This window comes from Streptomyces sp. NPDC059832 (assembly GCF_042731715.1).
Lineage (GTDB): Bacteria > Actinomycetota > Actinomycetes > Streptomycetales > Streptomycetaceae > Streptomyces.
In genome coordinates, this window is the sequence record NZ_JBHWIY010000013.1 from 121,304 (window position 1) to 140,985 (window position 19,682).

Sequence of the window (19,682 nt, forward strand, 5' to 3'; positions counted from 1 at the left end):
CCACAGCAGCAAAAGTCTTTGGGTGTACACCTCTTGACGGCAGGCTCCGTCATTCAGTGTTCTGAATACAGCATTAGGCATTCAGGCTCCAGGAGGCAAGAGTGTCAACAGGACCCACCCGACGGGTTGTTCTGGCAACAGGCTTCGCGACCGCGGCATCGTCCCTGGTCAGTGGATGTGCCATGGGCGGCGCGGGCGGCGGCGAGGCCCGCGACATCGGCGGCAGGAAGGACGACGGAGGGGGCAAGGTCACCGGAAAGGTCACCGTCTGGTCGTGGGACGTGGCGGCCAAGGCCATGAAGCGCCTCGCCCGCACCTTCGAGGAACGCCACCCCGGCACCACCGTCGACGTCGTCGACATCGGCTTCGACAACGCCTACGACAAGATCACCGTGGGCCTGCGCGGCGGCTCGGGCCTCGCCGACGTCCTCACGGTCGAGGGCAGCCACATGCCGCGCTACATGGGTAACTTCCCGAGCGGCTTCTACGACCTGACGAGCCTCGGCGGCCGCTACGGAGGCGACTTCGACCGCGCCGCGTGGCGCACCGTCACCGGCAAGGACAGCGCGGTCTTCGCCCTGCCCTGGGACATCGGCCCGTGCGCGCTCTACTGCCGCACGGACCACTTCCGCGCCGCCGGAGTGGACCCCGATTCGCTGCTGACCTGGGACGACTACATAGCGGCGGGTGTCCGCATCAAGAAGGCCACCGGCCGCAAGCTGCTCATCATGGACTCCACCGACACCGGGATCCTGCCGATGCTGCTCCAGCAGCAGGGCCAGTCCTACTTCAGGAACGGCCGGGTCGCGGTCGACACCCCGGAGGCCGTGAAGGCCCTCACGCTGATGAAGACCCTGCACGACAAGGGGCTCGTCGACTACGAGAAGGGCTGGGACGGGCTCGTCACCGGCACCAAGGAGGGCAAGGCCACCACCACGCCCACCGCCGCCTGGTGGACGGGCACGCTCACCGACGAGATGCCGGAGCTGAAAGGGAGGTTCGAAGTGGTGCCGCTGCCCGGATTCACCACCGACGGCATCCGCACCTCGAACATCGGCGGCTCCACGCTCTGCGTCCCCGCGCAGAGCAAGAACCCCCGACTGGCCTGGGCGTTCATCGAGTTCCTGCTCGCAGGCAAGGCGAACCAGGTCTCCATGCTCAAGCGCGAGGGCCTCTTCCCCGCCTATCTGCCCGCGCTCGACGACCCGTACCTGAGCGCGAAGCAGGAGTACTTCGGCGGGCAGGCGACCCTCGACGTGTTCGCCCGGCTCTCCCGCAACATTCCGCCGGTCGAGTACACCAAGGACGACGCGAAGGCCACCGACATCATGGTCTCCGCCGTCACCGGTGTGATGCTGCGCGGCAAGGACCCGCGCGCCGCCCTCGAATCGGCCGCGCGGCAGCTCGCCGCGGCCACCGGCCGCGAAAGGGTGGAGTAGCCCGATGGCCGTCCACACCACCTACGAGCGGCCGGTCGCCCCCGCCAGTGCCCCGGCCCCGGCACGCCGCAGGCGGCGGCGCCCCACCGCCTGGATCTTCGCCGGACCCGCGGCCGCCCTCTTCGCCCTCTTCTTCGCCTATCCGCTGGGCGCGAGCCTCCTGCAGAGCTTCACCACCGAGGACGCCGGCGCCACCCACTGGGTCGGACTCGACCAGTACCGGCGCATGATCGACGACCCCGCGTTCCTGGAGTCCCTGTTCAACACCGGGATCATTCTCGTCGTGCAGGTCCCCGTGATGATCGGCCTGGCACTCGTCCTCGCGGTCCTGCTCAACCAGTCCTGGCTGCGCTTCCGCGGCACCTGGCGAGCGGTCTACTTCCTGCCCGCCGTCACCACACTCGTCGCGTACGCCGTCGTCTTCCAGGTCCTCCTCAAGACCGACGGCGGTCTCGTCAACCAGATACTCGGCGCCGTCGGCATCGGCCGGGTCGACTGGCTCAACAGCCCCACCTGGGCCCGCGTCTCCCTGATCGCCTCCCTGACCTGGCGCTGGACCGGCTACAACGCCGTCATCCTGCTCGCCGGACTCCAGTCCATCGGCAAGGAGCAGTACGAGGCCGCGGCGATCGACGGCTCCGGCACCCTGTCCACATACGCGCGTGTGATCCTGCCGCAGCTGCGCCCGGTGGTCCTGTTCTGCGTGATCACCTCCACCATCGGGACGCTCCAGCTCTTCGACGAGAACTACGTCCTCACCCGCGGCGGCCCCGACGACGCCACCCTCACCCCGGTCGTCTACCTCTACAAGGTCGGCTTCCAGCAACTCGACTTCGGCTACGCCGCCGCCATCGCCTGGGTCGTCGTGGCCATCATCGCCGCGGTCTCCGCCCTCCAGTACCTCGCCTTCGGAAGGGAGCGCCGCCGGTGACCGCCCTCCAGCAGGCCCCCGTACGCGTCCACCCGGCCCGGCGCGCCGGCCGCTACCTCGTCCGCCTGTTCCTCGCGGGCGGCGCCGTCGTCAGCCTGGTGCCGTTCCTCTGGATGGCGATTGCCGCGACGCACTCCACGTCGGAGCTGTTCCACTCCCCGCCGCCGTTCCTGCCCGGCGGCCGGCTGCTCGACAACCTCGTGCGGCTCCAGGACACCATCGGTTTCGGGAAGGTCCTCCTCAACAGTGTCGGCATCGCCGTCGTCCACACCGCGCTCAGCTCGCTGATCTCCGCCATGTGCGGCTACGGACTCGCCAAGTACCGCTTCCGCGGCCGGGGCCTGCTGCTCGGCGCCGTGCTCGCCACGATGATGATCCCGTTCCAGGTGCTGCTCGTGCCGCTGTTCCAGATGATGGCGAGCGTCGGCTGGATCGACTCCTACCAGGCGGTGATCCTGCCGTTCCTGGCGAACTCCTTCGGCATCCTCCTGATGCGGCAGAGCTTCGTCGACTTCCCCGACGAGCTCCTCGAATCGGCCCGGCTCGACGGATCCGGCGAACTGCGCACCTTCTACCAGGTCGTGCTGCCGTGTGTGCGCCCACAGCTCGGCGCCCTGGTCATCTTCACGTTCATGGCGCAGTGGAACAGCTTCATCTGGCCGCTGCTCATGCTGAACTCCGAGGACAAATACACCGTGCCCGTCGCGCTCAACACCCTCACGGGGCTCTCCCATGTCGACTACTCGGGCCTGATGCTCGGCTCGCTCCTCGCCACGCTTCCGCTGATGCTCCTCTTCCTGCTCTTCCAGCGGCAGTTCGTCGCCGGACTCCTCGGCGGGGCGGTGAAGGGATGAGCCGCCTGACCCGTGTCCCCGGCGTCCTCTACGGCGGTGACTACAACCCCGAGCAGTGGCCCGAGGAGGTCTGGGCCGAGGACGCCGGGCTGATGCGCGAGGCCGGTGTCACGATGGTGACCGTCGGCGTCTTCTCCTGGGCCCGGCTCCAACCCGGCCCGGACACCTGGGACTTCGCCTGGTTCGACCGGCTCCTCGATCTGCTGCACGCCCACGGCATCGCCGTCGACCTCGCCACCGCGACCGCGTCACCGCCGGCCTGGCTGGTGCGCGCCCACCCGGAGATCCTGCCCGTCACCGCCGACGGCGTACGCCTCGAATTCGGCTCGCGCCAGCACTACTGCCCGTCCTCGCCCGAGTACCGCGCCGCCGCGCTCCGGCTCACCCGCACCCTCGCCGAACGCTACGCACACCATCCGGCCCTCGCCCTGTGGCACATCCACAACGAGTACGGCGACCATGTCACCGAGTGCTTCTGCGCCCGCTCCGCCGACCACTTCCGCACCTGGCTCACCGACCGCTACGGCACCGTCGACGGCCTCAACCACGCCTGGGGCACGGCCTTCTGGTCCCAGCGCTACGGCACGTACGAAGAGATCGAACCGCCGCGCACCGCTCCGGGACCGGTCAACCCGACGCAACTTCTGGACTGGCGGCGCTTCTGCTCCGACGCACTGCTCGAATGCCACCGCGCCGAGCGCGAGGCACTCGGGGAGATCAGCCCCGGCATCCCGGCCACCACCAACTTCATGTCGATGTTCAAGGCACTCGACTACTGGAAGTGGGCCGAGCACGAGGACCTGGTCTCCGACGATGCCTACCCGGACCCCGCCGACCCCCGCGCCCACGTCAACGCCTCCCTGAACTACGACCTGATGCGTTCCCTCAAGGGCGGCCGGCCCTGGCTGCTCCTCGAACAGGCGCCGTCCGCCGTCAGCTGGCGTCCGGTCAACGTCCCCAAGAAGCCCGGCCTGCAACGCCTCTGGTCCCTCCAGGCGCTGGCCCGCGGCGCCGACGGCATCATGTACTTCCAGTGGCGCGCCTCCCGCGCCGGCGCGGAGAAGTACCACAGCGCGCTGCTCCCGCACCGCGGCACCGCGTCCCGGGGCTGGCGCGAGACGGTTCGCTTCGGCGCCGAACTCGCCCGGCTCGGCGAGGTCACCGGCGCCACCACCCCGGCGGACGTGGCGATCGTCCTCGACTGGGACTCCTGGTGGGCGCTGGAGGCCGAGGACCACCCCTCCGCCCGGATGCGCTGGCGCGAGCTCCTGCGCCCCTGGTACGCGGCGCTCCACGCCCGTGCCGTCACCGTCGACTTCGTGCCCCCGCACGCCGGCCTCGACGGCTACCGGGCCGTCCTCGCTCCCAACCTCCACCTGCTGCGGCCCGAGAACGCCGCACGCCTCGCGGCCTACGTACACGGTGGCGGCCACCTCGTGTGCGGCCCCTTCTCCGGCGTCGTCGACGGCCACGACCACATCCACGACGGCGGCGCACCCGGACCGCTGAGGGACGTACTCGGCGTGTCCGTGGACGAGTTCTGGCCGATCCCCGACGGTGCGGCGGTGCCCCTCGCCTCCGGTGCCGAGGCCACCGTGTGGAGCGAGTGGATCGAGCCCGGGGGCCCGGACACGGAGGTCGTCGACTCGTACGCGGCCGGCGAGCTGACCGGCCGCCCCGCCGTCACCCGCCACCGCTACGGCACCGGCACCGCGTGGTACATCAGCGCCCACCTCGGCGACGGCACCGCGGCCGTGCTCGACGAGGCGCTGCGGGCGGCGGGCGTACGCCCCGTGCTCGACGTCCCCGAGGGCGTCGAGGCGACCGTGCGCTCCGGCGCCCGGGGCACGTACCTCTTCGTCCTCAACCACAACGACCACGACACGCGGACGCCACTGACCGGCCGCTACGCCGCCGGTGGCACCGACCTGCTCACCGGAGCCGCCGTCCGCGACCACATCGGCCTCGGCCCGCTCGGCGCCGCCGTCCTGCGCATCGACACCGACTCCCTGGGAGAGACCGGGAAATGACCCGTTGGAGAGACCGACCCATGACCGCACGCCGTCCCCTGAGCGTCCTGACCGCACTGCTCCTGGCCGGCGGCGCCCTCGCCGTACCGCAGACGGCCACCGCCCACGGGCACCCGGAGCCCCCGCCCCCGTACGCCGACGTCCTCGACCTGCACGGCACGCCCGCCGCCGCCCAGCCGGGCGACGACGAGGACAACAACCCCGTCAACGTCTTCGCCGACCGGGGGGCCTGGCACGCGTACGCCCTGCCGAAGGCCGGCGACAAGGACGCCTACGGCGGCTTCTCCGGGCCCCTCTACATCGCTCAGGAATACCCCTGGTGGCTCAGCAAGTCCTTCAGCCGCATCCGCCTCACCGAACACGGCCGCACCCTGGACCTGGCGGGCGGCGGCGCACCCCGTTCCACCTCGCTCCCGGGCCGGCTCCTCCAGTCCTACGACCTCGGCCGCGGCCTGCGCCTCACCCTCGAACTCCGCTTCGCCACCGACCGCACCGCCCTGGTCAGGGCCGAGGTCCGCAACACCGGCCCGGCCCCGCGCACCCTGGGCGCCGACTGGACGGGCAGCCTGCTGCGGCCCACCGACGAACCGATGAGCGACGCACCGTCGCTGACCGCCACCGGCTCCGGCGTCGGCGTCGGCTTCGCGAAGGTCCGCGAGACCTGGGACTACCTCACCGACGGCACGGAACGCTTCGAGGTCACCCACAAGGACCGCGTCCGCACGACGGTGGACGGCGACACCTACCGCACCGAGGCCGTGGAACCGGTGACCCTCGCGCCGGGCCGCGCGCACAGCTTCGACTGGACCGAGTCCTACACCTTCACCGCCGCCGAGCGCACGAAGGAGCAGGCGAAGGTCCGCGACGTGCTGGCCCGCCCCGCATCGGTCGTGTCCGCGTCCGACGCGCGCTGGCGGGGCTACGTCGCCGGGGTGACCCGGGGCGTTCCCGCCGACCGGCGGCGCACGGCCGTGAAGTCCCTGGAGACCCTCGTCACCAACTGGCGCAGTGCGGCCGGGCGGATCAAGCACGACGGGATCACACCGTCGATCTCCTACAAGTGGTTCACCGGCGGCATCTGGGCCTGGGACACCTGGAAGCAGGCCGTCGGCACCGCACGCTTCGCGCCCGAGCTGGCCGAGTCGCAGATCCGCGCCATGTTCGACTGGCAGATCCGGCCCGACTCGACGACCCGCCCCCAGGACGCCGGGATGATCCCCGATGTCATCTTCTACAACGACCCCGCGCGCGGCGGCGGCAACTGGAACGAACGCAACTCCAAGCCCCCACTGGCCGCCTGGGCGGTGTGGGAGGTGTACGCGAAGTCCGGGGACAGGGCCTTCCTGCGCGAGATGTACCCGAAGCTCGCCGCCTACCAGGCGTGGTGGTACCGCAACCGGGACCACGACCACAACGGTCTCGCCGAGTACGGCGCCACCGTCGACCCGGCCAACAACTCCACCGAGGAACGGCGCCTCGCCGCGGCCTGGGAGAGCGGCATGGACAACGCGCCCCGCTTCGACGCCACCCTCGGCACCGGCATCGTCGCCAACAGGGCCGCCGACGGAACGCTCCTCGGCTACTCCATCGACCAGGAGTCCGTCGACCTCAACTCCTATCTGGCCGCCGATCAGGCCCACTTGGCGCGCATCGCCGGTGCGCTCGGCCGGGGTGCCGACGCCAGGCACTGGAAGCGGCGCTCCACTGCCACCTCCACCGCCGTCCGCACGACGATGTACGACTCCGCGGACGGCTGGTTCCACGACACCGCGCTCGGCACCGGCGCACCGCTCACGGCCCGCGGCCGCGGCATCGAGGGCGCCGTCCCGCTGTGGACCGGGACGGCATCCGCCGCACAGGCCCGCGCCGTGCGCGACAAGCTGACGGACCCGGCGGAGTTCGCCACGACCGTGCCCTTCCCGACCGTGGCGAAGAGTTCCCCCTACTTCTCGCCGACCGCGTACTGGCGCGGCCCGGTCTGGTTCGACCAGGCATACTTCGCCCTCGGCGGCCTGCGCCGCTACGGCTACGGCAAGGACGCGGACGCGTCGACGGACCGGCTTCTGACCCATGCGTCGGGCCTCGCGGGCAACGGACCGATCATGGAGAACTACGACCCGACCACCGGGGCACCGCTCAACTCGCCCAACTTCAGCTGGTCCGCGGCGCTGCTGCTGCCGATGCTGACAGGGGACGAGTAGGAGACGGGGGCCACGGCGCGTGGGCGCAGCCGTGACATCAGGAGGACCGGGTATCCAGCAACCGGAACCGCAGCCGGCAGACCACCGCCTCCGTCTCGTGGCGTACGGCGTGGGCGACGACCGCGCCCCGCTGGTTCTGCAGCAGCCGCTGCCACACATGGGCCGGTTCGGCCTCGGGGACGAGGACGGTGATCCGGACCCCCGGATCCGCCGCCGCCAGTGCGCGTACGTACGCGGCGACCGGCCGGCCGACCGTGCGTCGGTCCGAGTCCAGCCGGACCAGTGGGACGCCCGGGTTCCACAACTCCCAGTCCCGGGCCAGGGATTCGGCCCGCGACCGGTCCTCGGTATCGGGGTGGCACACCGTGACCGCCCGGACCTCGTCGCCCAGCGACACCGCGGCGGTCAGGGCCTCGCTGGTGAGCCGGGTGAGCGAGGAGACCGGAACCACGACCAGTGAGCGGGTGCGGTGCGGGGGATCCGGGATGCGGCCGACGCCCAGTCGCTCCCCGATCCTGCCGTACGCCCGGTTCACGCTCTCGAAGCAGACGACCAGCAAGGGCAGGGCGACCACGATCAGCCAGGCGCCGTCATGGAACTTGGTGGCCGTGACGACGACCGCGCCGACGCCGGTCAGCAGCGCGCCCAGGCCGTTGAGCAGCGCCTTGCCCGCCCACTTCGGCCCGCGGACGCCGCGCCAGTGGACGACCATCCCGGTCTGGGCGAGGGTGAAGCCGACGAACACACCGATCGCGAAGAGCGGGACGAGGGTGTTGGTGTCGCCGCCGGAGAGCACCAGCAGCGCGGCGGAGACGGCCGAGAGGGCGAGGACCCCGTGGCGGTGCACCTGCCGGTCGGCCTTCAGACCGAACACATGCGGCAGGAAGTTGTCCCGGGCCAGCAGTCCGAGCAGCACCGGAAGCCCGCCGAAGGACGTGTTGGCGGAGAGCGCCAGCAGCACCATCGTGGCGAACTGCACGACGTAGAAGGCGAGATGGTGGCCGAACGACGCCTCGGTGAGCTGGGCCAGCACCGTGACGCCCTGCACCGGCTGCAAGCCGAACCGGGAGATGAGCACGGACAGACCGATCAGCATGACACCGAGCAGCACACCGAGCGCGACCTCCGCGCGCTGGGCCCGGCGGATGCCCGGGGCGCGGAACGACGGCACGGCGTTGGCGATGGCCTCGACACCGGTGAGCGCCGAGCAGCCCGAGGCGAAGGCCTTGAGCAGGAGCAGCGCACCGACCGCGGTGGCCTGGTCGGAGAGCGCGGAGGCATGACCGGCCGCGGCCTCGGCACTCACCGGGGCCGAGCGGAGGAGACCGACCGCGATCACCGCGAGGACCGAGCCGATGAACACCGCGGTCGGCACGACGAACGCACGCGCCGAGTCGGCGATCCCGCGCAGATTCACACCGGTGATCAGGGCCAGCACGGCGAGGCAGAGCCATACGCGGTCGTCGTGGAGACCGGGGAAGGCCGAGGTCAGCGCGGCCACTCCGGCGGTGACGGCGACCGCGACATTGAGGACGTAGTCCAGGACCAGCGAGGCGGCCGCGACCAGACCGGTGCGGCGGCCGAGATGCGTCCGGGCGACCGCGTAGCTGCCCCCGCCGTCCGGGAAGGCGGCGATGACCTGGCGGTACGAGGCCACGAGGACGGCCAGGAGGACCGCGATCACCAGTGTGACGGGGAGTGTGAAACCGAGTCCGTGGCCGCCGGCCGCTGCCAGGACCAGGACGATCGCCTCGGGTCCGTACGCCACCGAGGCCATCGCGTCGAGCGAGAGCGCGGCGAGGCCGGTGAGGGAGGTGAGTTTGTGGCGTGCCCCGGCATCGGGGGGTTCCTGGGCGCTCTGCGCCGTACCGGGGGCTGAGGTCAGAACGGACATGTGAGGCGCGGTCCTTCGATCGGGTCCGCCCAGCGTGAGCCCGGGTCCGGCCGCCGGTGACGGGCGCTTGCGCGATCTTGGCGCGGAACGGTGAACTCTTCGCGCGTTCCTGACGCGCGGGGCAGGGGCGCAGCGCCGGTTTCCGCGACCTGCCGTGCCCCGTCCCGCCCCGTCACACCCGCCCGGTCCGCAGCCGTACGGGACCCAGCAGGCCGCTGACACGCTGCCCGGGAAAGACGAAGTGGGTCGGGCTCGTCGCGTCCAGGTGCGGCGCCAGTGTCCCGAACACGGTGATCTCCACGGCATTGGCCCCGGGCACGACCAGACCCGTCAGGTCGAAGACGTACGGGGAGCACACCCGCACCCCCGCGGCGACGCCGCCGACCCGTACCTCCGCCGTTCCCCGGACCCGCCCGAGGTCCAGCCACACCTGTCCCGTGACGACCCCGGCGGGCACGGTCACCTCGCGGCCGTACCGCACTCCGCCGCTGTACTCGGCGAGGCCCCGGTCCTCCCAGTCGCCGAGCCGGATCCGCCCGGGGCCGACCGTGCAGCGCACCGGACCCGCCAGCGCGGCACCACCCTCGTACCCGGGGCGCGTCCGGACCCGCAGCGCCGCGGCCCGCGGCCCGCCGCGATCACCGGGCGGCAGCTCGACCGTCACGGTACGTACTCCCCGGGCGTCGACGGCGGTCACACCGGGGTATTCGGAGCCGTCCACGTGGACGGTGACGTCGCCGTGCACGGAAGCCGTCAACCGCCTGGTCCCGGGCGGGAGTTCGCACCACAGCCATTCCACACCGCCCCGGCGCCCCGGGACCGCGAACCGCACCGGAACCACCGTGCCGTCATCGGCCCCCGGGTCCAGCCACGCGGCACCCGGCAGCGGATGAGGGCGGCGGCGCAGACACAGGGCGGCGGGATCGCCCACCGGCTCCCGACGCACCCGGACCGGCCCGCGCCCCCGGGCCCCCTCGGCCCACCAGCGGGAATCGCTGTGCAGCGTCGCGACGCACTCGCCGTGTTCGTCGTGGAGAACCGCGTCCACCAGGACCGCGCGCTCGCCGTCGCCGGACGCCTCGACCGTGATGTCGTTGTCGCCGACACGCAGCGCCGCAGCCACGTCGTGCCGTCGGACACGTGGCACCGCGTGTTCGGCGTACGGGTCGAATCCGCCCTGTCTGCCGATGAGTTGACCGTTCACCCGCAGCGCGCAAGGCGCCCGGGAGGCGATCTGGACGACAGCCCGGTCGGGGAGTGCGGGGAGGTGCAGTGTGGTGCCCATCGTCCCGGGCGCGTGGATCCACTCCGGGCGCTGGTAGCGTTCGGGATCACGAACGAGCGCGAAATGCGCCCGCAGGTCGCCGTGGTGATCAGGTGTCAGCTCCAGTTCGAGCAGGTGGAGTCCGGCCGTCGCCCGCACCGGGCCCATCGCGAGATGGCCCTCGTCGTGGAGAGCCACCGACGCGCCGTCGATCCGGGCCCGCTTGGCTGCCGCGGCCCCGATCGCGAGATGTCCGTCGAAGGCCTCGTCCAGGTGCAGTGCCACGCGCAGCCGCACCACCTCTCCGGCGACCGCGTGGCCGAGGTGGGCGAACTCCTCGGGCACATGCCCCTTCGGCCCCAGAACCGCGCGATGCACCGGGTCCTTGTACACGCCCAGGCTCTCGGACCATTCGAGCACCGAGGGGCCGCCTCGGTCGGGCCCCTCGCGGAGCACGACCGCGCGCGGGCCGAACGTCGCGTGGACCGTGGCGCACGCCGGACGACCGGGGCCGGAGGGCGCGGCCCAGCCGTCCCGGAGACCGTCCTCACCGGCCGCCTCCACCCGGTGCCGGAAGGTCCGGCACTCGGTGACGGCCGTGCCGGTGGGCGGCCCGGTCGCGGGGCGGGCGAAATCGCCCCAGGTGTTGTCGAGCGTCGGGACGAGCACCATGTCCCACTCCGCGTCCGGGGGAATCTCCACGACGGTGGCGACACCCGGCCGGGAGCCGTGCGCCACGGGCGCGGCCGGTTCCCGGTCGCGGTCCGGGAAGACCAGTACGGCCGCGGGGCCCGTGTCGAAGGGGACATCGACCTCGACGGCCCGCTCGTCGTCGGCGGCGGGCAGTACCGGCAGCGTCCGCGGAGCACCGCCGAACGGGTCCACCAGAACGGCCGGGCCCGGAACATCCCGGACCCGCACCCGGGCCCGCCGCGCGTAGCGGCCCGGGTCGAAGTCGTAGCGGGCGTCCAGCCAGCCCAGGGCGGCGCCCCGCTCGTCGGGGGCGGCGACGGACGCACGGGTCGCCCGCGGGGCGGCCGCGGTCAGGAACACCACCGTGGCGCCGTCCACCCGACGCGCGAGAGCGGGAACCGGTGCGCGGACGACCGGGTGCGCACCGCCGAGAGCGGCGGCGAGCGGATCGGCAGGATCGTCCGTCCTGGGGATGTGCACGGCCCGGCCGTCCACGAAGCACTCCCGCAGCCCGGCCGCCGTGGCCGTGCCGGGGCCGACGAGCTGCTCGGGGAGGTCGCCCAGCGCGATCAACCGCCCACCGGCGGAGACGAATGCGACGAGCCGCTGCGCCGTCTCCCGTTCGAGCACGGTGCAGGAGGGCAGTACGACCGTGGCGTACGCCTCGTCCGCGACCCGCAGCCGTACGCCGTCGTCGAGCCGGGAGACCCGGGCGCGGGCCAGGGAGGCGTCGTCGATGACGTCGGCGTCGAGGCCCAGACGGTCCATGACGCCGGGCCGGGTGCGGAACCAGGCCATGTCCCCGACGAGTTCGAGATACACCGACTGGGCGCGCCTCGCCGCGTCGGTGACACCGTCCAGGGCGGTGCCCGCCTGGGCGGTGGTGGTGGGCAGCAGGATCGCGATGTCGCACAGATGGTGACCGAGGCTCAGCATCGCGCACAGCCGGGTCACGGCGTCGGCGAAGACGTGGTGGTGTCGCCAGTACGGCTGGCGCCAGTCGGTCGCGGGCGGCGCCCATTCCCACCAGCCGCCCTTGGTCGTGTAGTACACGGCGTGCGGGTTGTAGAGCGTGGCGCCGGCGCGGAGCCACGGGAGCAGCCAGTCGAAGGTCTCCTCCAGGGTGCCGCCCCAGCCGGTGGAGTGGAAGGCCTCGACCCAGGTGCGGGGACGGCCGTAGAGGTGGGCGAGCGAGGAGTGGATGCGGGCGTCCCCGTGGTGGTCGGAGCCGGGTGCCGAGAACCAGCGGTGCGTTCGCGCGTAGTCGGCGTACAGCTCCACGCCCGCGACCGGGTGTCCGGCGCGGGCGGGGTCCTGCTGGTCGCAGCCGATGAGCAGCCCGTGGCGTTCGTGCCAGGCGGCCAGCGGCCGGAAGAACGCGTCCTCGGCCAGTTCGGCCCGGGTCAGGTGGTAGTCGCGGCGGATCCGGGGGACGTCCGGATCCGCGCAGTCGTCGTACAGGGCATCGAGCCGCTCGGCGATGTCGTACCCGCGAAGGCGCCGGAAGGCGTCGGCGAAGCCGGTGGACCAGGTGGGCAGGGACGGCAGTTCGTCCTGGAACGAGCCGACGACGACGGATCCGATCCGGTCACCGAGCCGGCGCTCGAACTCCCCGTGCACCCGGTCCAGCAGCGCCGCACAGGCGTCGGCGCCGAGGTAGTCGAAGCCCAGCGCGACATGGTGATGGAGCGTCAGGCGCCAGCGGCCGGCGCCGGGCGCCCGTACGACCCCGTCGGCCACCGTCACCGGGACCGCCGCACCGGTGCTCCGGCCGTCGTCGTCGAGCGGTTCGGCGCTGCCCGCGAGCGGCCGGCCGTGCGGCGGGCACCGCAGTTCCCCGGCCCGGTCCGCCGAGGACTCCACCACGGCCCGCACGCGGTCGAGCCGACGGCCGGCGTGGGCGGGGCACTCGTCGACGAGGCGTGCCTGCAGATCGGCGCCGGAGAAGCCGAGCTGGTCGTAGAACCAGAGGGCGACCCCCAGTTCACCGGCGTCGTCGCACACCCCGTCGAGCAGCGCCCACCACGCGTCGGAGAGGAACGGCGGGTCGTCGGCGTCGGAGCCGAACAGCGGCCCCGACGGCGCCAGATCGAGGAGCACGAGGTTGTGCACCCCGCCCTGCGCGAAGCGCTCCAGCTGCGCACGCAGCCGGGCCCGGTCGAGCCGCTCCCCGCTCCACCACCAGATGGCGACGGGCGAGAAGGCGCGCGGGGGCGTGGCGAGGACCGCCGCGATGCCCGGCGGGAGGAGCGGTCCGTCCTCCGGGTGTGTCATGAGAGCTCCTCAGCCCTTGAGACCGCCCGCGAAGCCCTTGATCACATAGCGCTGGAGGACCACGAAGACGATCAGGATCGGCAGCGCCGCGAGCACCAGCCCGGCGAAGACGAGGCCGTAGTCCGAGACGTACTGGCCGACGAACGCGAAGATGCCCACCGGCACGGTCTCCTTGTCGGAGCCGCCCAGGTACAGCAACGGGGTGAAGAAGTCGTTCCAGATGAACACCGCGTTCAGGATGATCACGGTGCCGGTGATGGGGCGCAGCAGCGGGAACACGATCCGGGTGAAGGCCTGCCGGTGGTTGCAGCCGTCGATCAGCGCGGCCTGCGCGTAGTCCTGCGGCAGAGCGCGGATGAAACCGGTGTACAGGAAGACGGTGAACGGCAGCTGGATGCCGGTGTAGAAGAGCACCATGCCCTGGTACGTGCCGAGCCAGCCGAGGTCGTCGACGAGTTTGTAGAGCGGGATCATGCCGAGCTGGAACGGCAGCACGATGCCCAGCAGGAACAGGATGTACAGCCCGTAGCCGAGGCCGCGGGCGCGCCGCGCGAGGTAGTAGGCCCCCGTGGAACCGAGGACGATGAGCAGCAGCAGACTGACGACGGTGATGACCGTGCTGTTGAGCAGGGCGGGCCCCAGTGACGCGGAGGACCAGGCGTCGCCGAAGTTGCCGAAGGTGGGCGGCGAGGGCAGCGAGAGGGGCGATTCGGAGATCTGCCGGGGGTCCTTCATCGCCAGGGTGATCAGGGCGTACACCGGGAACAGGAAGACGACGGCGACGGCGGTCATGACCAGTTCAAGGGCGTACTGCCCGTACCGCGGCCTGCGGCGCCCACGTCCCGGTTTCGCCGGTCCGTGGACCGTTGCGATGCTCACGCGGTGACCTCCCTCGCACGCAGATAACGGAGCTGGACCAGGGAGACCGCGGCGACGAACAGCGCGAGGACCAGGGCCACGGCGGTGCTGTAGCCGAACTTCCCGTAGACGAACGCTTCCTTGTACAGAACGGTCGACAGCGTCTCGCTGGAGGTGCCGGGGCCGCCGTTCGTCGCGGCGTAGACCTGGTCGAAGAGTTTGAGACCGCCGATGGTCGACAGCATCAGGTTGATCGTCAGCGCCGGGGCCAGGAGCGGCCAGGTGACATAGCGGAAGCGCTGCCAGGAGCCCGCCCCGTCGATCCGCGCGGCCTCGTGGAGTTCGGCGGGCACGCCCTGGAGCCCGGCCAGGAAGACGACCATCGAGTAACCCGCGTACTGCCACACGACCATCGCCGCGACGGACCACAGGGCGAGCGAGGGATTCCCGAGCCAGTCCTGACGCAGTCCGCCGAGTCCGACCGCGCCGAGGAGACCGTTGAGACCGGCGCCGTTCTCGGGGTTGTAGACGTACTTCCAGAGGATCGCGACCATGACGGGGCTGACCACGGCCGGTGCGAAGAAGATGAGCCGCAGCACCGCGCGGGACTTGATGTTGGTGTGGACACCGAGCGCGAGCAGCAGGCCGATGCCGTTCTGGACGACGACCACGGCGATGGTGAGGAGCAGGGTGTTGCCGACGGACTCCAGCGCCCGGCCGTCGTCGAGCAGGGTGCGGAAGTTCTCCGTACCGGTGAAGGAGAAGCCGCCGATGCCGGACCAGTCGGTGAAGGCGTACATAACCCCGGCGAGGCTCGGATAGAGCACGACGATGCCGTAGACGACGAGCGCCGGTACGACGAAGAGCCAGGGCGGGACGGTGTGGTCGCGGCGCCGCACCGGCCGCTCGCGACCGGTCCGCGGACCGTCCCCGGACCGGTCGGCCGTGCCCGGGACGGTCTTCTCGGAGGTGCTCGTCACGACTTCTTCCCGTAGGCCTCGTCCATCTGCCTCAGGGCGCCGTCCACGTCCTTCTTGCCCGCGAGGAGGTTCTGCACGGCGGCGAAATGGGCGGGCTGCACCTCGGCGTTGGGCCAGCCCTGGTCCATGAAGGGAACGGCCCGGTTGCCGTCGATGAGGGGCAGGAAGCCGTCGAGGACCGGGTCGGTCTTCGTCGAGGCGCCGCGCTTGAACGGGATCGCGGCCACGGACTGCGCCCAGCGGTCGACGTTCTCCTGCTTCCCGAGGAATTCGATGAACGCCTTCGCCCCGGCCGACTTCCTGGACCGCGCGGAGACCCCGAGCCCGACGACGATGCCCGCCGGGATCCACAGATTCGCGGCGTCGTCACCGCCGGGGAAGGGGAACATGCCCAGGTCCTCCGGATTCCGGGCGGCCTGGCGGAAGTTGGCGAGCACGGCGGACACCTGGACGGCCATCGCCGCCTTGCCGCTCGCGACCATCGAGGTCTGCTGCTCGTACGTCGTTCCGTTGGGGTTCTCGTTGAAGAAGCCCCGACGCTGCAGCTCCTGGTACTTGCCCATCGCGTCGGCCCATCCGGAGCCGCGGAAATGGGCCTTTCCGGAGGCCATCTCGGCGTCGAATCCGGGGTTCTTCGCATAGACGGCGTTGGGGACCAGCGCGTAGGTGATCAGCTGGGTGACCCAGGGCGTCTGCGTGCCGAGCGCGATCGGGATGATGCCCTTGGCCTTCAACTTCGCACAGACATCGAGGAGTTCGCTCCATGTCTTCGGCGGCTCGACCCCGGCCTCGGCGAAGGCCTTCTTGTTGTGGATGGCACCGATGACACTGCTTCCCGCCGAATACAGATAGGTCTTGCCCTGATGCCGGTACGCCGGGTGGAAGTTCGCCGGGACCTCCTTGGTCCAGGACTGCTCGCTGAGGTCGGCGAGCAGCCCGGCCTTGGCCAGCTCGACCATGGACATGGCACTGCCGCTGCCGGGATAGAGCACATGCACATCGGGGGCGTTGCCACCGGCGAGCTGGGTGCGCACCACCGTCTGCACCTGGTCCGTGGGCGCGAAGGAGGTGGCGAACTCGTCGTCGGGCCGGGACTTGCGGTAGAGGGCGACGAGCTCCTCTATCGGCTTCTGCTGGTCGGCGACGCCGACGACGCGCAGCTTGCCGGAACCGCCGGAATCGGAGCAGGCCGTCAGCACGGGCGGAAGGGCGGCGAGCGCCGCGACCCCGCCGCCGATCCGGAGGAAACCCCGGCGGCCGACCGTGCTGCGGTCCGGCCGGAAGCGAGAACCCGTCGTCATGGTGTGTCCTCCTCGTACGAACGGGCGAACGATGGTTTCGCCGCCGCTCCTGATGTGCGTCGGCTCGGGGCGGGCGACGGCCGCGGCCGGTCCGCCTCGGGCGTCCCGGCACGGCCGTCCACCGGGGGATGGGCCGCGGTGAATCGGTAGGCGCCCGAGGACACCCGGTAGAGCACGTGGTCGGCGGCGGTCGAGACCGGAGTGACGTGGCGGTCGTCGGCGCTCGGCACCACGCCCGATTCGCGGACCGAGGCGGGGTCCGTGGTGGGCAGGTACACATCGGCGGTGGCGCCGGGCGGTACCAGGACGCGCACGGCGATCCGGCCGCCGTGCCGCTCCCAGGTCACCGCGACGGTGCCGCGGACCGACTCGTGGCGGGCGCTCGCGTGGCGGAGGCCGCCGGGGCGCGGCCGGATCCGCAGCCGCCGGTATCCCGTGGAGTCCGGCGCCTGGTCCAGGCCGGCGACACCGCGGTAGAGCCACTCGCCGACCGAGCCGAGCGCGTAGTGGTTGAAGGAGTTCATCGACGGCGCCCGGAATCCGGTGCCGGGGGTCCACCCGTCCCAGCGTTCCCAGATCGTGGTGGCGCCGTGCCGCAGCGGAAACCGCCACGACGGCACCTCGTCGCGGAGCAGGAGCGCATGGGCGAGGTCGGCCCGGCCATGGGCATCGAGGACGGGCGCGGCGAGCGCCACCCCGAGGAAACCGGTCAGCAGGGCGGGCCCGGCCGACTCGATGAGTTCGGCGAGACGGCGGGCGGCGGCGCCGACGAGCCCGGCGGGCAGCAGCTCGAAGGCGAGCGCGACGAGATACCCGGTCTGGGTGTCGCCCGCGACGCGTACGGAAAGGCCGTCCGCGGCCCCTTCGGAGGTGACGAAGCGCTCGGTGAACGTGCGACGGATGTCGTCCGCCAGCCGGTGGTAGCGCTGCCCGACGTCCTTGTGCCCCAGGACCCCGGCGGCCTGTGCGGTGAGACGGGCACTCTGCGCGAAGTACGCGGTGGCCATGACCTCACGGGGGGTGGGGGTGCCGGGCGCGAGCCAGTCGGAGAAGTGCGGTCCCACCCGATGGCGCCAGACCAGATCGGGATTGTGGCGGTGGATCAGATCGACCCAGGCGCACATGCCCTCCAGCGACCGGGCGAGGAAGCGGGGGTCGTCGTAGACGCGGTACAGGTGCCAGGGGACGATCACCCCCGCGTCCGCCCAGCCGGGCGCGCCCTCGTCGGCGACTCCCACGAGGCGCGGGGCGACATTGGTGAAGCCGCCGTCGGGGGTACGGGCGTCGTCGATGTCGCGCAGCCACTTGGTGAAGAACGCGGCGACATCGGCGTTGAGCGCGGCCGTGGGGAGGAAGACCTGCGCGTCGGCCAGCCAGCCGAGCCGCTCGTCGCGCTGCGGACAGTCCGTGGGCACACTCACGAAGTTCGAGCGCTGCCCCCACGCCACACAGTCGTGGAGCCGCCTCAGCTCCGCGTCCGAACAGTCGAACTGCCCGGCCCACGGCGTGTCGCTGTGCAGCGCCACGGCGACGACATCGGAATCGGTCAGCTCCGGGACGCCGCTGATCTCCGCGTACCGGAACCCGTGATACGTGAAGCGCGGCTCGAACACGATGTGCTCGCGGCCGTCCCCGACGAGCACATCGGTCGCGGCAGCGGTGCGCAGATTGGCCGTGTACAGCCGTCGCGACCCGTCCAGCACCTCGGCGTGCCGGATCACCACCCGTGCCCCGGCCGCGAGGCGACGGACGCTCAGCCGTACGCGTCCGGCGAGGTTCTGGCCGAAGTCGACGACGTGGGTGCCGGGGGAGACACGTTCGACCGAGCACGGGCGCAGCTCGGTCATCGCCCGTACGGGCTCGTCGACGGATGCCACGAGGAGGCGGTGATCGGTGTCCGTGATCAGGGCCGTGGGCCAGCCGGAGTCGTCGAAGCCGGGGAGTTCCCAGCCGTCGGCGGTGTGCCGGAGGTCATGGCACTCGCCCATCAGCAGATCCGCGTGGCGGACGACTCCCGTGCCGGTGCGCCAGGTGTCGTCGGTGACGACCGCGGAGCTCCGGCCGTCCGGCCCGGTCAGATGGAGTTCGGCCAGGAACTGGGGGGACGAGCCGTAGTGCGCTCCGGCCCTGCGCGGTTCGAAGCCGACGAACCCGCTCCACCAGCCATCGGCGACGGTGGCCGCGAGGACGTTCTCCCCGTCGCGCAGCGCCTCGGTGACGTCGTACGTCTGGTACTGGACGCGGTGGTGGTAGTCGGTCCAGCCGGGCGCGAGTTCGGCGTCGCCGACCCGTACGCCGTTGAGCCGGACCTCGTACAGGCCGCGCGCGCTGACATGGAGCCGGGCACGGGTGACGGCCGATGCGGTGAAGGTCCGGCGCAGGACGGGGCACGGGGCGAGCCCGTGGTCGTCGAGGGCGAACTCGCCCTCGGTGGGCGCGTCCATGACGTCGACCGGACGCGGGTCGTGGGTGATCCACGAAGCCCGCCACTCACCCGCGTGGGTGAAAGCGGTCTCGAACCAGGAGGTGGCCTCGGCGGGCACGTCCGACCCGGCCGGCCATACCGAGACCCGCCAGTGGAAGCGCGTACGGCCCGGGAGCGCCGGCCCCGCGTAGTCGACGGCCGTCGCGCCGGGATCGGCCACCCGGCCGGTGTCCCAGAGGACGTGACCGCCGCCGTCCAGTTCCTCGGCGTGCTCGGCGACACGGACCCGGTACGCCACCGGGTCGTCGCCGCGGCGGTCGGAGGCCAGCCGCCAGGAGAGCCGGGGCGCGGGTTCGTCGATCCCCAGCGGGGTGGTGCGATGCTCGCATCGCAGAGCGTACGGCCGCAGCTTCCGGGCATCCGGCCGACCGGTCGCCGTCCCTTCGGCGGGGCGGCGGGCGGGTACATCCGCTGCCGGGGAGCCGGACACGAACACGTCCTTCCGTCGCACCGAATTTCCCGATGTGAAATCTAACGT

General features: G+C 71.7%; 11 protein-coding genes. 5 read left to right on the top strand and 6 right to left on the bottom strand.

Going from position 1 to position 19,682, the window contains the following annotated elements:
• Positions 1 to 182: 182 nt before the first annotated feature.
• Genes ACFV8T_RS23810 through ACFV8T_RS23830 form a run of 5 tightly spaced genes read left to right on the top strand, consistent with a single transcriptional unit; the run spans position 183 to position 7,455 of the window.
• Entirely contained in the window at positions 183 to 1,439 is a 1,257-nt protein-coding gene (locus tag ACFV8T_RS23810; RefSeq protein WP_385330761.1) for an ABC transporter substrate-binding protein, read from the top strand.
• A gap of 4 nt (positions 1,440 to 1,443) precedes the next feature.
• Positions 1,444 to 2,370: a carbohydrate ABC transporter permease gene (locus ACFV8T_RS23815; protein WP_385330763.1), complete on the top strand. Its 927-nt coding sequence runs from the start codon at positions 1,444 to 1,446 to the stop codon at positions 2,368 to 2,370.
• Positions 2,367 to 3,224 (top strand): carbohydrate ABC transporter permease, encoded by an 858-nt coding sequence (locus ACFV8T_RS23820; protein WP_385330766.1) that lies wholly within the window; start codon positions 2,367 to 2,369, stop codon positions 3,222 to 3,224. Before ACFV8T_RS23815 ends, ACFV8T_RS23820 begins: the two co-directional genes overlap by 4 nt.
• Positions 3,221 to 5,254 carry a beta-galactosidase gene (locus ACFV8T_RS23825; RefSeq protein ID WP_385330769.1) on the top strand — a complete coding sequence of 678 codons (2,034 nt, stop codon included), beginning with the start codon at positions 3,221 to 3,223 and terminating at the stop codon, positions 5,252 to 5,254. The genes ACFV8T_RS23820 and ACFV8T_RS23825 overlap by 4 nt, the downstream gene beginning before the upstream one ends.
• A 20-nt stretch (positions 5,255 to 5,274) precedes the next feature.
• Positions 5,275 to 7,455, top strand: coding sequence for a trehalase family glycosidase (locus tag ACFV8T_RS23830; protein WP_385330772.1), 2,181 nt, complete (start codon positions 5,275 to 5,277; stop codon positions 7,453 to 7,455).
• Between the two features lie 37 nt (positions 7,456 to 7,492).
• On the opposite strand, the gene ACFV8T_RS23835 is transcribed toward ACFV8T_RS23830, so the two are convergent.
• From ACFV8T_RS23835 to ACFV8T_RS23860, 6 genes are all read right to left on the bottom strand, one after another.
• The gene (locus tag ACFV8T_RS23835) at positions 7,493 to 9,349 is read right to left on the bottom strand and encodes an APC family permease (RefSeq protein ID WP_385330775.1); all 1,857 of its coding nucleotides are present in this window, start codon (positions 9,347 to 9,349) and stop codon (positions 7,493 to 7,495) included.
• Positions 9,350 to 9,521: 172 nt separating this feature from the next.
• The gene (locus ACFV8T_RS23840) at positions 9,522 to 13,580 is read right to left on the bottom strand and encodes a hypothetical protein (RefSeq protein WP_385330778.1); all 4,059 of its coding nucleotides are present in this window, start codon (positions 13,578 to 13,580) and stop codon (positions 9,522 to 9,524) included.
• Positions 13,581 to 13,589: 9 nt separating this feature from the next.
• Complete coding sequence (locus ACFV8T_RS23845; protein ID WP_385330780.1) at positions 13,590 to 14,459, bottom strand: carbohydrate ABC transporter permease; 870 nt, start codon at positions 14,457 to 14,459, stop codon at positions 13,590 to 13,592.
• Positions 14,456 to 15,418, bottom strand: coding sequence for a carbohydrate ABC transporter permease (locus tag ACFV8T_RS23850; protein WP_385330783.1), 963 nt, complete (start codon positions 15,416 to 15,418; stop codon positions 14,456 to 14,458). Before ACFV8T_RS23850 ends, ACFV8T_RS23845 begins: the two co-directional genes overlap by 4 nt.
• Positions 15,415 to 16,719, bottom strand: coding sequence for an extracellular solute-binding protein (locus ACFV8T_RS23855; RefSeq protein WP_385330785.1), 1,305 nt, complete (start codon positions 16,717 to 16,719; stop codon positions 15,415 to 15,417). The genes ACFV8T_RS23850 and ACFV8T_RS23855 overlap by 4 nt, the downstream gene beginning before the upstream one ends.
• Positions 16,716 to 19,634 (bottom strand): family 78 glycoside hydrolase catalytic domain, encoded by a 2,919-nt coding sequence (locus ACFV8T_RS23860; RefSeq protein WP_385330788.1) that lies wholly within the window; start codon positions 19,632 to 19,634, stop codon positions 16,716 to 16,718. The genes ACFV8T_RS23855 and ACFV8T_RS23860 overlap by 4 nt, the downstream gene beginning before the upstream one ends.
• Positions 19,635 to 19,682: the final 48 nt, after the last annotated feature.

Coding starts and splice junctions, on each gene's coding strand:
- ACFV8T_RS23815 (WP_385330763.1), top strand. CDS start 1,444: ATGGCCGTCCACACCACCTACGAGCGGCCGGTCGCCCCCGCCAGTGCC.
- ACFV8T_RS23825 (WP_385330769.1), top strand. CDS start 3,221: ATGAGCCGCCTGACCCGTGTCCCCGGCGTCCTCTACGGCGGTGACTAC.
- ACFV8T_RS23840 (WP_385330778.1), bottom strand. CDS start 13,580: ATGACACACCCGGAGGACGGACCGCTCCTCCCGCCGGGCATCGCGGCG.
- ACFV8T_RS23810 (WP_385330761.1), top strand. CDS start 183: ATGGGCGGCGCGGGCGGCGGCGAGGCCCGCGACATCGGCGGCAGGAAG.
- ACFV8T_RS23835 (WP_385330775.1), bottom strand. CDS start 9,349: ATGTCCGTTCTGACCTCAGCCCCCGGTACGGCGCAGAGCGCCCAGGAA.
- ACFV8T_RS23830 (WP_385330772.1), top strand. CDS start 5,275: ATGACCGCACGCCGTCCCCTGAGCGTCCTGACCGCACTGCTCCTGGCC.
- ACFV8T_RS23855 (WP_385330785.1), bottom strand. CDS start 16,719: ATGACGACGGGTTCTCGCTTCCGGCCGGACCGCAGCACGGTCGGCCGC.